The sequence below is a fragment of the Nonomuraea sp. NPDC050790 genome (assembly GCF_044456745.1).
Lineage (GTDB): Bacteria > Actinomycetota > Actinomycetes > Streptosporangiales > Streptosporangiaceae > Nonomuraea.
Map to the genome: position 1 here is coordinate 740,507 of NZ_JBITGF010000003.1, position 13,667 is coordinate 754,173.

Here is a 13,667-nt window from a genome sequence, read left to right on the forward strand (position 1 = left end):
CGACGGGCTGCTACTGGACGGTTATCTTGTCCACCTCCACGGTGATCCCCTTCACCTGCGGGGTCGAGGTGGCGGTGGTGACGGAGCCGACTCCCTTGACCACGCCCTTCACCTTCATCGTGTAGGTGAGGGTGCCGCCGGGCGCGCCCGGCGTGCTGGTGACGCGGAGGTCGGTGGTGGGCGGGCCGGTGATCTGGCCGCCGGCCGTACCCTCGTCGTTCTCCGCGCCGACCGTCAGGCCGAACGCGGCCGGCGGGGCACCGGGCAGGTTGGCCGGGTCGTAGGCGTAGCTGATGTCCTCGGTGCCGTTGACACCGATCCACTGCTGGAAGACCTTCTGCGCCGAGGTGCCGAACAGGTTGACCCGCCATTCGAGCACCAGCCACGTGCTGACGCCGTCGGTGAGGGTCGCGGCGTAGATGCCCGGGGCGCCGGTGCCGTCGAGGTCGGTCCAGTACGAGGCCAGGACGTTGTTCGGACGGGCCGGGTCGGGCAGGGTCTGCGGCGTGAAGGAGATGTCCTCGCTGCCGCTCGTGCCGCCGGCCACGCTGTAGCCGTTCGAGACGATGCCGATGCGGTTGTAGGTCTTGCCCGCGTAGACGTACGGCGGGACGGTGAAGTTGAGCGCCTGCTCGTCACCGATGGGGACCGGCGCGATGCCGAAGTCGCTCAGCGGCAGGTAGCCGGCCGGGCTGGCGCCGGGGGCGATGCCGGGCTTGTCCGGCTGGCGGGCGGCCAGGGTCTGCTTGGTGGTGGCGATCTGGCTGCCGACCTTGGTGGCGCCGGTGACCGAGTTGAGGCGCAGCTTGCCGTCGAGCGTGCTGAGCGCGGTGACCTCGGCGTCCTGGAGCGTGTTGTTCTGGACGGAGACCGTGCAGACCGACTCGCCGGTGTTGAGCGGGATCGCGGCCGGCGCGCAGGTCTGGTCGATCGGGACGGCGCCCTCCTTGCGGAAGAACGCGACCGGCAGGTGCAGGTTGCGCGAGCCACCGACCTGCTTGAGGTTGACCTGGCCGAAGTACTGGCCGTCGGGCAGGTCGGGAGCGGCGATCACGATCTCCACCTTGGCGCTCTTGCCCGGCTTGACCACGATGAGCGGCGGCAGGACGGCGATCTGCGCGCCGTTCACGGTCGTGCCGGTGGCGGTGAACGTGAGCGTCTTGTTGGTGACGTTGGTGAGCGTGCGCTTGGCGGTGATGACACCGGGCATCGTGGGCGCGTTCACCGACGGCAGGTTGAGGTCGATGCGGTTGAGGGTGTCGGTCTCGGCGGCCACGAAGTTGGCGGCGCTCTCGTCCATGGTCAGGCCGGGGTCGCCGGCCTTGGTGAGGTCGATGCGCCCGCCGCCGAAGTCGAACGGGTCGGCCGGGGTGGTCCGGTCCTGCTTGGTGACCTTGGTGGTGGCGGTGCTCTCCAGCGCCGACTTGACCTGGCCGGGCGTCCAGCCGGGGTTGAGGGCGAAGACGAGCGCGGCCGAGCCGGCCACGTGCGGCGAGGACATCGAGGTACCGGCGATGCTCTGGTACAGGTTGCCGGGCGGGCCCTCCAGCGGGCTCTCCGGCGTCGGCGTCGTGCCGGCCAGGATGTGCAGGCCGGGCGCGGTGACGTCGGGCTTGAGGAAGTCGCCGCCGGGGCCACGCGAGGAGAACGTGGTGATGGCGTCGCCCTGCCACGTGGTCTTCGTGCCCTGCGCGAACGAGGCGGTGGTGCCGGGGTTGGCCGCGAGGAACGCCAGCAGCGCGTCACCGTCGGGCTTGTCCAGGTGGACGGTCGGCAGCCAGTGGTTGTCGGTCATGATGTCGAGCGGCGTCGAGTTGTAGAGCAGCATGCCCACGGCGCCGCCCTGCTTGACGTTGAAGCCCTTGAGCACGCGGTTCGGCCCGCGCTCGCACGCGACGATCTTCCCGGAGAACAGTCCGGGCGGTGCCGGCGTCGTGCACAGCGCGTTCGAGTACGGCGGCGCCGAGGCGAGCACCACCGGCGCGGGAGTGGTGACACCCGCGGTGACGGTGGAGCCGGAGACCGTGGCGGTGGCGGTGCCGGCGCCCTTGAGCGTGACCGTGGAACGGAAGGTCCGCGTCTGCGTCGAGGCGGCGACCGTGGTAACCCACGGGCTGACGTGGTTGACCGTGGCGGCGCCCGGCCCGTCGTTGCCCGCCGAGGCCGACACCAGCACACCGGCGGCGTACGCGTCGAGGAAGGCCAGCTCGACCGGGTCGCTGTAGGGGTCGGTGCCGCCGGAGATCGAGAAGTTGATCACCCGGACGCCGTCGAGGATCGCCCGGCCGACGGCCTGCGCGGAGTCGGAGGGGAAGCAGCCCTCGGCGCCGCAGACCTTGTAGACCGACACCTGCGCGGCGGGCGCGATGCCGTGGATGGGGCCGCGGCTGATGCCGAGCGGGTTGGCGTCGGCGACCGGGCCGCCAGCCGAGGTGGTGGCGGTGTGGGTGCCGTGACCGTTGGAGTCACGCGCGGAGTCCGGGTACACCTCGCCGCCGATGACGGCGTTGTAGGTGTCGAGGAACGGTCCGCCGCCGATCAGCTTGTTGTTGCAGGCGAACACGTCGGGAGCCGGGGTGAGCGGGTTGTCGCCGAAGTCGCAGACGCGCGGCGTGCCGTCCTTGGTGGGGCCGGGCGCCGGCAGGTTGCCGGGGTCGGCGAAGGACGGGTGCTCGGGCCAGGCGCCGGAGTCGAGGATGCCGACGTTGACGCCCTTGCCGGAGCTGGGCGCGCCGCCGAGCTTGTTGTAGATGGCGGGGGCGCCGATGAAGGCGGGGCTGGCGTCGGTGAGCATCTGCTCGGGCGCGTCGGACTGGACCGCGGCGACGCCGGGCAGCTTGACCAGGTTCTTGGCCTGGTTGGCGGGCAGGCGCAGGGCGATGCCGCCGTACACGATCCGGAGCTTCTGTCCCGGCTTGGCGGCGGGGACGTCCCTGCCGAGGGCCGCGAGGAAGTCGTTCTCGATCTTCGTGATGTGCGTCTCGTACTTCTTCGCGTCGGCGCCGTCCGCGTCGAGCGCCTTGCCGGTGGCCGAGGGGCTGGTGGCCGGCAGGCCCTTGAGCCCGCCCCGGTACGCCGCGAGCGCGTCGTAGTCGAGCTTGACCATCACGTTCACTTCACCGGCACTGGTGGCGCTGAGCAGCGCGGCGTCGTTCTTCGCGAGCTTGCCGGTGGCGGACTTGTCGCCGTCGACGAGCTGGCCGCCGGTGAGCGGCGTGACGCGCCACTTGTCCACCGGGGTGGGTGTCGGGCCCGCGAGGGCGGGCGGCGTCGCCGTGAGGACGAGGGCGAGAGCCGCGGCGCCCGCGGCTAAGCGTCCGGCGACGGATAAACGGGGATTGCTCGGCACTGAGAAACCTCCCTGAAGGGCTGCTGAGTACCCGACGGGAGGGGTGTCACCTCGACGCCCGCCCCGCGGGTGACATGCCAAATGCGGAGCCTAATTCGCAGGTCGAATCCGGCCTAGAGGGGGAAGTTGCCAGCCCTGACGGCGTCAGCATGGCAAGTGTCACCCTGGCCAAACAATGATCGAGCGCCCCGGGAGCCGCCGCTCCGGGGGCGCTCGCCTACCGGACTACATCCGCTGCCAGAGCGCAGGGACGGCCGGCGGTGTCCAGTCAGGCTGGGAGGTGTGGGACTGCAGGCACCGGTAGGAGGCGCCGTCATAGGTGACGGTCGCACCGGCCGCGTACGCGGTCCAAGGCGCCCAGGTCCCGCCGGGAGGCGTCCCGGTGGGGGTGGAGGTCGAGGTCGGCGTGGAGGTTCCGCCGCCGCCGGGGAGCGTGAGCCCGTACGTCTGCAGAATCTCGTTCACCGGCTGGTGGAAGGTCGTTCCGCCGCTGGAGCAGTTGCCGGAGCCGCCGGAGGTGACGCCCTGCGCCTGGTTGCCGGAGAAGAAGGAGCCGCCGGAGTCGCCGGGCTCGGCGCAGACCGAGGTCCGGGTGACGCCGGTGATCGTGCCCTGCGGGTAGGTGACGCTGGTGTTGTGCGCGCCGATCGTGCCGCAGTGGTACTGGGTGGTCGAGCCGGAGCGGCAGATCGAGGCGCCGACCGGGGCCTGCGTCGATCCGGTGATGGTGATGTTGCCCTGGCTGTAGCCGTTCACCAGGTTGGTGGGCGTCCACTGGCTGTTGACCTCGACCCAGGCGTAGTCGTTGCCGGGGAAGGACGAGCCGCGGAAGGTGCCCTGCGCGACGCGGTTGAAGCCGGTCGTGGTGGCGCCGGTGTTGCCGCAGTGGCCGGCGGTGACGAAGCCGCCCTGGCTGCCGGGCCGGTTCACGGCGAAGCCCACCGAGCAGCGGCTGCTGCTGCCGATGTAGTAGGCGTCGCCGCCGCGCACGTCGTAGAACGGCCTGGGCTGCTCCACCGACTTCTGGACCTGGACCAGCGCCGCGTTGACGCCGCTGGAGTCGACGAACTTCTGCGCGGCGACGAGGTCCTTGGCCTGGAGGACGACCTTGTTGGCGGTGATGTCGGCGTACCAGACGTGCACGCCGCCGGGCATGCGGCGGGCCAGCCTGTCGAAGCGGTCGACGACGGCCTTCAGGTCGTTGACCGAGTGGGACACCAGCACCGGTTTGGCGCCCAGCTCGGTGATCTGCGAGAAGCCGGCGGACTGGGTGGTGGCCAGGACCAGTTCGGCGGTGGGGCCGGTCACCCAGAGACCGCCGAAGTTGGTGCCCAGCCGGGCGGCGTAGTCCGCCTCCACCTGGGCGGCGGCGGCCTCGTTGACCAGCCTGGCCAGCGCCTGGTCGGCGGTCAGGCCGAGGTCGCGCTGCAGCGCGGCGACGACCTTGGGGTCGGGGTTGGCGACGACGGCGGCCTGTTCGCGCGCCTGCGCATAGGGGTTGGGGGGTTCGCCGGCGGAGGCGGCGAAGGCCACCACCGGGACGACTGCCAGGGTGAGGGCGAGCGCGACGCTCATCCCCACGACGTGCCTGCGGAGCATGGGGTTTCTCTCCTCGAATTGGGGGGCGCGCCGTCAACGTAAAGGGGAAAGTCGCCTTTCCGGGCATATCAACCTGTTAGGAACAGCGCGTTATGGCAGCACGAGAGAATGAGCGTTTCCGCAGGTGGAGCGCATGATTGAAGATCCGGTGAACGGCGGTGGCCGGACCATAACATCTGGTCCCAGCATCACGTTATGCCAGAGAGCTTGACAGCCGACAAACGCCTGTAGACGCGGGTGAACCACCTGGTCAGGTGACTCCGGCCGGAGAAACCCGCCTCAGGCTCCGTACCCTGGTGGGGTGGAAGCCTGTGTGTTCGACCTTGATGGCGTGCTCGTCGACTCCGAACCGGTCTGGGAGGAGGTGCGCCGTGCCTTCGTCGCCGAGCACGGCGGCGTCTGGCGGCCCGACACCCAGTCCAGGCTCATGGGCATGAGCACCGGTGAGTGGGCGGCGTACCTGCATGAGCTGGGCGTGGAGCTGCCGCCGGACGAGATCGCGCGCGGGGTGATCGAGCACATGAAGGCCCGCTACCACGACAAGGGGGTCCCGCTGCTGCCCGGCGCGGTCGAGGCGGTGGCGCGGATGGCGGCGGCGGTGCCGCTGGGACTGGCCAGTTCCTCGCCGCGCGCGCTGATCGACGCGGTGCTGGCCGAGACCGGGCTCGGCGCGCACTTCGCGGCGACCGTCTCCACCGAGGAGGTCGAGCGTGGCAAGCCCGCCCCCGACGGCTATCTGGCCGCCGCCCGTGAGCTGGGCGTGGCGCCGGACCGGTGCGCGGCCGTGGAGGACTCCAGCAACGGGCTGCGCTCGGCGCACGCGGCCGGCATGCGGGTGATCGCCATCCCCCACCCGGTCTACCCGCCCGCCGGCGACGCGCTGGCGCTGGCCTGGAAGGTGCTGCCCGACCTGGACGCCCTCACCCCCGCGGCGGTGGCCGGTTGATCAGGCCCAGGCGGGAGGCCGATCTGGACGCCTGCGTCGCGGCGCTGGCCGAGGTCCAGAAAGCCGACGGCTATCCGGTCTCGTGGCCGGCGGATCCGCGCGGCTGGCTGGCTCCGCCGTCCATGGTCCGGGCGTGGATCGCCGTGGACCCGGGAGCGGTCCTCGGGCACGTGGGCCTGGTTCCCGAGGACCTGGAGCCCGCCGTCGCCGCGGCCGTCGGCGGCGCGCGGGCGCTGAGCGTGGCCAGGCTCTTCGTGACGCCGCGCGGGCGGGGCAGAGGGCTGGCGGAGAAGCTGATGGCGACCGTGCGCGAGCAGGCGCAGGGCCCGCTGGCGCTGGAGGTCTCCGACGAGGGCGTGGCCGCGATCGCCCTGTACGAGCGGACCGGCTGGCGGCGCGTGGCCATCACCCGGGCGACCTGGCTGAACAACGCCGGCCAACCGGCCGTGTTGCACCATTACGTCATGCCATGACCCGGACTTGAGCGGTGCTTGCCTCGTTTCCGGATAAGAACCCACTTATGGCACAAGCTACGAACATCCTGCTCGGCGCGCTCAACGCGTCGGCGACCGGCGACGCCTCGGCGATCCGGAAGTTCTACTCCCCCGACGTGGTCGGCTGGAGCGCGGGCGAGGACATCGCCTCGATCGAGGACCTCATCGCCGAGGCCGTGGGCAGGAGCGACGCCCTGTCGGACATCCAGGTACGGGCTGCGCCGGTCGAGTTCCCCGGCGGCTCGGTGGTGGCGGAGTGGACGATGACCGCCCTGCACACCGGCCCGCTCAAGCTCGACGACGACCTGGAGATCGAGCCCACGGGCCGCCGGCTGGAGCTGCGCGGCGCGATCTTCGCCGAGCTGGACGACGGCAAGATCGCCGACTTCCGCCAGTACTGGGACCCCGCCGACCTGCTGGAGCAGCTCGGGCTCATGGACGGGGAGTGACCTCCCGCCCGGCGACCAGCGGCGTGGCCCACCGGGTGGCCGGATCGGCGTCGATCAGCACGGCACGGACGAACGCGCTCAGCGGCACCGCCAGGATCGCGCCGAGCGCCCCCAGCACATAGGTCCACACCAGCAGCGACAGCATGGTCAGCGTGGTCGAGAGCCCGGCCGAGGCGCCCGCGTACCTGGGCTGGATGACCGACTGGATCACGAAGTTGAGCGCGCAGTAGACGGCGATGACCCACAGCATGGTGACCGGCCCCGAGTCCAGCAGCGCCAGCAGCGCCGGCGGCACCAGCCCGATGATGAAGCCGATGTTGGGGATGTAGTTGGTGATGAAGGCCAGCAGCCCCCACAGCAGCGGCAGCGGGACGCCGAGCACCGCCAGCGCCACCGTGTCCAGCACGGCCACGACCAGCCCGAACAACGTCGAGACGACCAGATAGCCGCAGGTGCCCTTGGCGAACCCGGCCAGCGCGGAGACCAGCGGCGACGGGGACAGCCGCTGGATCGCCTCGTGCATGAACCGCGCGTCCAGGCTCATCCCGAACAACAGCAGCACGATCAGCACCACCGCCGACACCACGCCGAGCAGCCCGGTCAGCACCCCCTGCGCGGCCCTGACGACCTCACCGAGGTCGAAGCCGCTGAAGATCGTCCTGGCCTGCTCCGGGGTGACGCCGAGCCGGCCGAGCCAGGCCGTCAGCGACGCCAGCAGTTCCTGGTACTTGGCGGCGTAGGTGGGGACCAGCTCGGCGAGCTGGGCCAGCGCCACCACCAGCGACAGCGCCAGCGCGCCCAGGACGACGATGACCGTGGCCAGCGGCACGAACACGGTGACCCAGCCGGGCGCGCCCCTGCGCGTCAGCCACCTGCGCAGCGGGCTGACCGCGATGGTCAGCGTCAGCGCGAGGAAGGCGGGCCCGACGATCTGGCTCACCTGCTTGATCCCGGCGAGCGCGACCACGGCGGCGGCGACGCCGATCAGCAGCCGCAGACCACGGGACAGTTGCATGGCCGCTACGTTAGGGCAGCTCACGACCGCGAAGCGTGGTCAACGCGCCGACCACTATCCTGCGTGGCGTGCGCGACATCACTGTCTTCAGCGGAAGTGCCCACCCCGAACTGGCCGAGGAGATCTGTGCCCACCTGGGCACGCCTCTGCACCCGGTCAGCGTGAAACGTTTCGCCAACGACGTCCTGGAAGTGCAGTTGCAGGCCAACTGCCGCGAGCGCGACGTGTACCTGATCCAGCCCCTCGTCCCACCCACGCAGGAACACCTGGTGGAGTTGCTGCTCATGCTGGACGCCGCGCGCGGCGCCTCGGCCGCCAGGACCACGGTCGTCCTCCCCCACTACGCCTACGCCCGCTCCGACAAGAAGGACGCCCCGCGCATCTCGATCGGCGCCCGGCTGGTGGCCGACCTCATGGTGGCCGCGGGAGCGGGCCGCGTGCTGACGATGACGCTCCACTCGCCGCAGGTCCACGGCTTCTTCAGCGTGCCGGTCGACCACCTGCACGCGCTGCGGGAGCTGGCCGCCCACTTCCGGCGCCACGACCTGTCCAACGCGGTCGTGGTCTCCCCCGACCTGGGCAACGCGAAGGAGGCGGCGGCCTTCGCCCGCCTGCTCGGCGCGGGGGTCGCGATGGGCGCCAAGCAACGTTTCAGCGACGACCGCGTGGTGATCAGCTCGGTGATCGGCGAGGTCGCGGGCAAGGACGTGATCGTGCTCGACGACGAGATCGCCAAGGGCACCACGATGATCGAGCTGCTCGACCGGCTCAGCGAGCGCGGCGTCAACAGCGTCCGCGTGGCCTGCACCCACGGCCTGTTCTCCGGCGGCGCGATCGAGCGGCTCAGCGCCAGGCCGGAGGTCGAGGAGATCGTCTGCACCAACACCGTGCCCGGCCACAAGAGCGGCGGCAAGCTGACCGTGCTGTCCATCGCACCCGCCCTGGCCGAGGCGATGCGCCGCATCCACGAGGGCGAGTCGGTCAGCGCCCTGTTCGGCGCCTGACGTGCACACCGGCACGGACCTTATGCTCAAGCGCTTCCTCGGCGAGATCAGGGACGAGCTGCCCCTGCTCGCGCTGTGGGCGCACGGCTCGCTCGGCGCCGGCGACTACCAGCCGGGCCGCAGCGACCTCGACCTGATCGCCGTCGTCGAGACCCCCGTCGCCGATCCGGCCCGCCTTGAGGAGATCCACCGCGGCTTCCCCGACCTGCTCCACTGCTCCTACGTCGTCCGCGCCGCGCTAGCCGACCTCACCGCGCCGCACCTCACCGCCGCCCACGGCGAGCTGTTCCACCGCCCCGTCACGCCCGTGACCCGCCGTGAGCTGCACACCAACCCCGTCGAGCTGTACGGCGCCGCCGTCCCCGACCTGCTCCCCGAGGTCAGCGACGCCGACCTGCACGCGTTCATCCGGGCCGACCTGGCGGACTTCTGGCTGCTCAAGACCGGCGGCTTCAAGCGCTGGCTGCAGGACATCTGGGTCGACCTCGGCCTGATCACGGTGGCCAGGGCGGCGGTCACGCTCAGGGACAACCGCCTGATCACCAAGCGGGAGGCGTTCGAGGTGCTGGCCGAGATGGGCGCGCCCGAGCGGGTGGTGGCCGACGTCAGGGCCCGCCGCTACGGCACCCCGGGCCCGAAGCTCGGCCGCGCCCGCCGGGCGATGCTGGCCCGCTCGTTCGTCCGCACCACGATCCACCGCACCTTGGATTGAAGCGGTTCAACCCCTGGCTAGACCTTGGATTAGAGCGGTTTAAGCCCTGGCTAGAACGTTTCAAGGCCCGGTCCAGAGCGCTTCAGGCCCGGTCCAGAGCGCTTCAGGCCCGGTCTAGAGCGCGGTGGTCAGTCTGGTCAGGGCGTCGACGATCTGCCGTTTGCTCAGGCCGCGCTCGCGCCGCTGGTAGGTGTACACCTCCGGAGCCAGCGGCGCGAGCAGGACGTCCACCAGCGCGTCCGGCCCCGGCGTGCCCGCGGCGACCAGCAGCGCGCGCACGTGGACCCGCCAGAACCCGTAGGCCCCGGTCTCGAAGCGCTGCCTGCCCACCTCGGTCCCCAGCACCAGGTGGGCGTGCTCCTCCAGCAGGTCGCACATCGCCGCGTAGAAGGCGGCCAGCCGTTCGGCCGGCGGCGCGCCGGGTCCCAGCGGCGGCGGCCCCTGGATGAGCCGTTCCTGGAGCGCGCGCTCGTGCTCGTCCAGCAGGGCGACGGCGATGGCGGCCCGGTCGGGGTAGCGGCGGTAGAGGGTGCCCCGGCCGACGCCCGCCGCCTTGGCGATCTCGTCCATGGTGACGTCCTGCGGCGGCCGGGCGGCGAACAACTCCGCCGCCGCCCGCAGGATCTTGACGCGGTTACGGGCGGCATCGGCTCTTTCCATACCCAGGAATATATCCGGACAGCGCGTCCGTTTAAGCGGACAGCTTGTCCACTTAACCCCGGAGAGACCCATGCTGCTGCACCTGGACGCCAGCGCCCGCCGTACCTCCTTCTCCCGTGAGCTGTCCCGGACCTACGCCGACGCCTGGCGCGCCGCCCACCCCGGCGCCGGATACCTCTACCGCGACCTGGCCGCGGACCCGATCCCCCACATCACCGAGGCGTGGACGGAGCTGTGCGACCACGTGCTCCAGCACGAGATCACCGACATCTCCCGGTACGGCGAGGCCGCCACCACCCCGCCCAGGCAGGCGGCCTGGCAGACGCTCAAGCCGCTGCTCGACGAGGTGGTCAAAGCCGACGTCGTGCTGATCGGCACCCCGATGTACAACTACTCGATCCCGTCGTCGCTCAAGGCGTGGCTCGACCAGATCACCTTCCCCAAGATGTCGCTGCGCGGCCGCCGCTTCGTGGTGACCTCGGCCCGCGGCGGCGCCTACGGCCCGGGAACCGTCCGCGAGCCCATGGACCACCAGGAGCGCTACCTGCGCGACTTCTTCCAGGGCCATTTCGACGTCGAGGACGTCACCTTCATCAGCACCGAACTGGCCAACGCCCTGATCGACCCCAGGCTGGCGCACCTGCGCGAGCAGCACGAGGAGTCGCGCAGGGCCGCCCTCAAGGAGGCGTCGAAGTGAACTGGCTCATTCTCGCCCTGGCCGGGCTGGTCGAGGTGGCCTGGTCGCAGAGCATCAAGCCCACCCAGAACTTCACCCGGCCCATCCCCACCCTGGTCAGCCTGCTGCTGATGGCCGCGGCGGTGTTCCTGCTGTCGATCGCCATGAACACGCTGCCCGTCGGCACCGCCTACGCCGTCTTCACCGGCATCGGCGCCGTGGGGGCGATCGTGCTCGGCATCGTGCTCAACGACGACCCGGTGTCGGTCGGCAGGATGGCGGCGCTGGCGCTGATAGTCGGCGGGATAGTGTTGGCGCGGGTAACGACCTGACCCCTCCGAAAGGGATGCGCATGGGTGAGATCCGGGAGTCCTACCTGATCGCCGCCGGCTCGGCGGTCGCGTTGCTCAGCCACCCCGCTGTCGCCGCCGCGTGGGAGAAGCCGAGCGCGCTGACCGAGTTCAGCGTCGGCGGGCTGGCCGGGCATCTGGGTCACCAACTGGTCAGGGTGGAAGAGGTGCTGCCGCGGCCGGGCGCGCAGCCGCCCATCGCGCTCATCGACCACTACACCAACTCGCCCTGGGTCGAGGCCGGGCTCGACCACGAGAGCAACATGGCCATCCGGCAGGGCGGCGAGTCGATCGCCGCCTGCGGTCCCGGCGTGCTGGCCGGCCGGATGGCCGAGGTGCTCGCGCACCTGACCGAGGCGCTGCCCGCCGAGCCCGCCGACCGGGTCGTGCACCTCGACTGGAACGGCTGGTCGCTGCGGCTGGACGACTTCCTGCTCACGCGGCTCATGGAGATCGTCGTGCACTCCGACGACCTGGCGTCCAGCGTGGGCCTGGAGACGCCCGAGCTGCCGGAGTCGGTGATCGATCCGGTCATCGACCTGCTGGCGCGGCTGGCCGTACATCGGCATGGGGCTACGGCGGTCATCCGCACGCTGAGCAGGGCCGAGCGGGCGCCCGCCACCATCAGCGCCTTCTAGGACCCGATCGAGCGAAGGGCCGTGACGACGTCGCGGCCCTTCATCGCGCTCGCGGGGTCGAGCAGCCACTGGCCGAGCAGGCCGGTGAGCATGGCCTGGTAGAACGTTCCGGTCAGGCGGGCGCGCTCGGGCTCGGCGGCGGGGTCGACGCCGAGGAACAGCTCCGCCAGGCCCGTGCGCGCCTCGCCCATCACGCCGACCAGTTGCGCGCGGACCTCCGGTAGGTGATCGATCTGCCCGAGCAGGTCGAACTGCGTGACCCAGAGCGGCCGCATGCGCTCGAAGGACTCCACGACGCGGTCCCAGGCGCTCTCGAAACGTTCCATCGGGGTGGCGTCGGGCTTGAGGTCGGCGGTGAGCGTGGCCTGCAGTTCGTCGCCCCATTCGCGCATGACGTCGAACAGCGCCTCGTTCATCAGCGTGTCCTTCGAGCCGAAGTGGTAGCCGATCGCGGCCAGGCTCACGCCCGAGGCGTTGGCGATGTCGCGCGCCGTCGTGCGCGAGTAGCCCTTCTCCAGCAGACACGTCTTGGCACCGGCCAGCAGTTCCTCGCGATTTCCCATGGGAGGGAGATTAGCACAAACGTCTTGCACAAGCGTCTAAGACATGTGTACCGTTCAGGGCATGACGAACATCCTGATCTCCGGCGCCAGCGTCGCCGGCACCGCGACCGCCTACTGGCTGCGCCGCCACGGCTTCACCGTCACCGTCGTCGAGCGGGCGCCCGAGATCCGCAGGGGCGGCTACAAGGTCGACATCCGGGGTGCCGCGCTCACCGTGATCGAGCGGATGGGGCTGCTGGAGGCCGTGCGGGCGCACAGCACCGAGATGACGATCGCGACCAACTACGACGCCCGCGGCCGGGTCATGGCCACCATGGACGCCGACCTGTTCGGCGGCCGGCTGGAGAACGACGCCGAGATCATGCGCGGCGACCTCACCGACCTGCTCTACGAGCTGACCCGCGAGGAGGTGGAGTACGTGTTCGGCGACTCCATCACCGCCATCGCCGAGGACGGGACCGTCACCTTCGAGCGCTCCGCCCCGCGCCGCTTCGACTACGTGGTCGGCGCCGACGGCGTGCACTCCAACGTCCGCGGGCTGATCTTCGGCGAGGAGCGCCTGTTCGCCCGCGACCTCGGCTACCAGATCGCGATCGCCACCGTGCCCAACCACCTGGACCTGGACCGCGAGGAGGCGGTGCACCTGGCGCCGGGCCGTACCGCGAACGTCTACAGCACCAAGCAGGGCGACGACGCCAAGGCGTTGTTCATGTGGTCGGGCGAGCAGGACCTCCACGACGCCTTCGCCGGAGTGGGCTGGGAGGTGCCCAGGCTGCTGGAGGAGGTACGCCGGTCGGACGACTTCTACCGCGACTCGCTCACCCAGATCCACATGAACTCCTGGTCGAAGGGGCGCGTGGTGCTGGTCGGCGACGCCGGCTACTGCGCCTCGCCCGCCTCGGGGCAGGGGACCAGCCTGGCGCTGGTCGGCGCGTACGTCCTGGCGGGCGAGCTGGCCGGCGGCTCACTGGAGGGCTACGAGCGCGAGATGCGGCACTTCGTCGAGGAGAACCAGAAGCTCGGCCCGGCGAACATCAAGGGCATCGTCCTGGCGTCGGCCGGGATGATCTGGTTCCAGCTCAAGATGATCAAGCTGCTCCCCCGCCTGCCCTGGAAGAACGCCATGATCGACCGCATCGCGGGCGGCATCCGCCGGGCGGCCAACGCCATCTCGCTGTAGAAATATGTGGAATAAAGCGTTCCGTTCTGTTA

14 protein-coding genes are annotated in these 13,667 nt (G+C 70.7%); 9 read left to right on the forward strand and 5 right to left on the reverse strand.

Translation table 11 applies throughout. The features are described from left to right. Window positions 1-10: 10 nt before the first annotated feature. Window positions 11-3,349, reverse strand: coding sequence for a S8 family serine peptidase (locus ACIBEJ_RS18500; RefSeq protein WP_397183940.1), 3,339 nt, complete (start codon window positions 3,347-3,349; stop codon window positions 11-13). Between the two features lie 225 nt (window positions 3,350-3,574). Further along, the gene (locus ACIBEJ_RS18505) at window positions 3,575-4,948 is read right to left on the reverse strand and encodes a carbohydrate-binding protein (RefSeq protein ID WP_397183941.1); all 1,374 of its coding nucleotides are present in this window, start codon (window positions 4,946-4,948) and stop codon (window positions 3,575-3,577) included. A gap of 313 nt (window positions 4,949-5,261) precedes the next feature. On the opposite strand from ACIBEJ_RS18505, the gene ACIBEJ_RS18510 reads away from it, so the two are divergent. From ACIBEJ_RS18510 to ACIBEJ_RS18520, 3 genes are read left to right on the forward strand one after another with little or no spacing between them, the layout of a single operon-like run. Then, on the forward strand, window positions 5,262-5,894 hold the full coding sequence (locus ACIBEJ_RS18510; protein ID WP_397183942.1) for an HAD family hydrolase: 633 nt from the start codon (window positions 5,262-5,264) through the stop codon (window positions 5,892-5,894). Further along, window positions 5,891-6,367 carry a GNAT family N-acetyltransferase gene (locus ACIBEJ_RS18515; protein ID WP_397183943.1) on the forward strand — a complete coding sequence of 159 codons (477 nt, stop codon included), beginning with the start codon at window positions 5,891-5,893 and terminating at the stop codon, window positions 6,365-6,367. The genes ACIBEJ_RS18510 and ACIBEJ_RS18515 overlap by 4 nt, the downstream gene beginning before the upstream one ends. Window positions 6,368-6,414: 47 nt before the next feature. After that, window positions 6,415-6,837, forward strand: coding sequence for an ester cyclase (locus ACIBEJ_RS18520; RefSeq protein ID WP_397183944.1), 423 nt, complete (start codon window positions 6,415-6,417; stop codon window positions 6,835-6,837). On the opposite strand, the gene ACIBEJ_RS18525 is transcribed toward ACIBEJ_RS18520, so the two are convergent. Then, complete coding sequence (locus ACIBEJ_RS18525) at window positions 6,821-7,852, reverse strand: AI-2E family transporter (protein WP_397183945.1); 1,032 nt, start codon at window positions 7,850-7,852, stop codon at window positions 6,821-6,823. The genes ACIBEJ_RS18520 and ACIBEJ_RS18525 overlap by 17 nt on opposite strands. Before the next feature lie 68 nt (window positions 7,853-7,920). Between ACIBEJ_RS18525 and ACIBEJ_RS18530 the strand changes: the two genes are divergently transcribed. Then, complete coding sequence (locus ACIBEJ_RS18530; protein ID WP_397183946.1) at window positions 7,921-8,856, forward strand: ribose-phosphate diphosphokinase; 936 nt, start codon at window positions 7,921-7,923, stop codon at window positions 8,854-8,856. A gap of 22 nt (window positions 8,857-8,878) precedes the next feature. After that, window positions 8,879-9,568: a nucleotidyltransferase domain-containing protein gene (locus tag ACIBEJ_RS18535; protein ID WP_397183947.1), complete on the forward strand. Its 690-nt coding sequence runs from the start codon at window positions 8,879-8,881 to the stop codon at window positions 9,566-9,568. 114 nt (window positions 9,569-9,682) lie between these two features. Here the strand turns inward: ACIBEJ_RS18535 and ACIBEJ_RS18540 are convergent, their stop codons facing one another. Continuing rightward, a complete protein-coding gene (locus tag ACIBEJ_RS18540) occupies window positions 9,683-10,228 on the reverse strand; it encodes a TetR/AcrR family transcriptional regulator (RefSeq protein WP_397183948.1) in 546 nt (181 codons plus the stop codon). Between the two features lie 70 nt (window positions 10,229-10,298). Here ACIBEJ_RS18540 and ACIBEJ_RS18545 point away from each other — a divergent pair, with 70 nt between their 5' ends. Genes ACIBEJ_RS18545 through ACIBEJ_RS18555 form a run of 3 tightly spaced genes read left to right on the forward strand, consistent with a single transcriptional unit; the run spans window position 10,299 to window position 11,892 of the window. After that, on the forward strand, window positions 10,299-10,925 hold the full coding sequence (locus ACIBEJ_RS18545) for an FMN-dependent NADH-azoreductase (RefSeq protein ID WP_397183949.1): 627 nt from the start codon (window positions 10,299-10,301) through the stop codon (window positions 10,923-10,925). Continuing rightward, complete coding sequence (locus tag ACIBEJ_RS18550; RefSeq protein WP_397183950.1) at window positions 10,922-11,236, forward strand: DMT family transporter; 315 nt, start codon at window positions 10,922-10,924, stop codon at window positions 11,234-11,236. Before ACIBEJ_RS18545 ends, ACIBEJ_RS18550 begins: the two co-directional genes overlap by 4 nt. Before the next feature lie 20 nt (window positions 11,237-11,256). Continuing rightward, the gene (locus tag ACIBEJ_RS18555) at window positions 11,257-11,892 is read left to right on the forward strand and encodes a maleylpyruvate isomerase N-terminal domain-containing protein (RefSeq protein WP_397183951.1); all 636 of its coding nucleotides are present in this window, start codon (window positions 11,257-11,259) and stop codon (window positions 11,890-11,892) included. On the opposite strand, the gene ACIBEJ_RS18560 is transcribed toward ACIBEJ_RS18555, so the two are convergent. Beyond that, window positions 11,889-12,455 carry a TetR/AcrR family transcriptional regulator gene (locus ACIBEJ_RS18560; protein WP_397183952.1) on the reverse strand — a complete coding sequence of 189 codons (567 nt, stop codon included), beginning with the start codon at window positions 12,453-12,455 and terminating at the stop codon, window positions 11,889-11,891. The two genes, ACIBEJ_RS18555 and ACIBEJ_RS18560, sit on opposite strands and share 4 nt — an antisense overlap. 61 nt (window positions 12,456-12,516) lie before the next feature. Here ACIBEJ_RS18560 and ACIBEJ_RS18565 point away from each other — a divergent pair, with 61 nt between their 5' ends. Then, the gene (locus ACIBEJ_RS18565) at window positions 12,517-13,635 is read left to right on the forward strand and encodes an FAD-dependent monooxygenase (protein WP_397183953.1); all 1,119 of its coding nucleotides are present in this window, start codon (window positions 12,517-12,519) and stop codon (window positions 13,633-13,635) included. The last annotated feature ends 32 nt before the right edge of the window (window positions 13,636-13,667 follow it).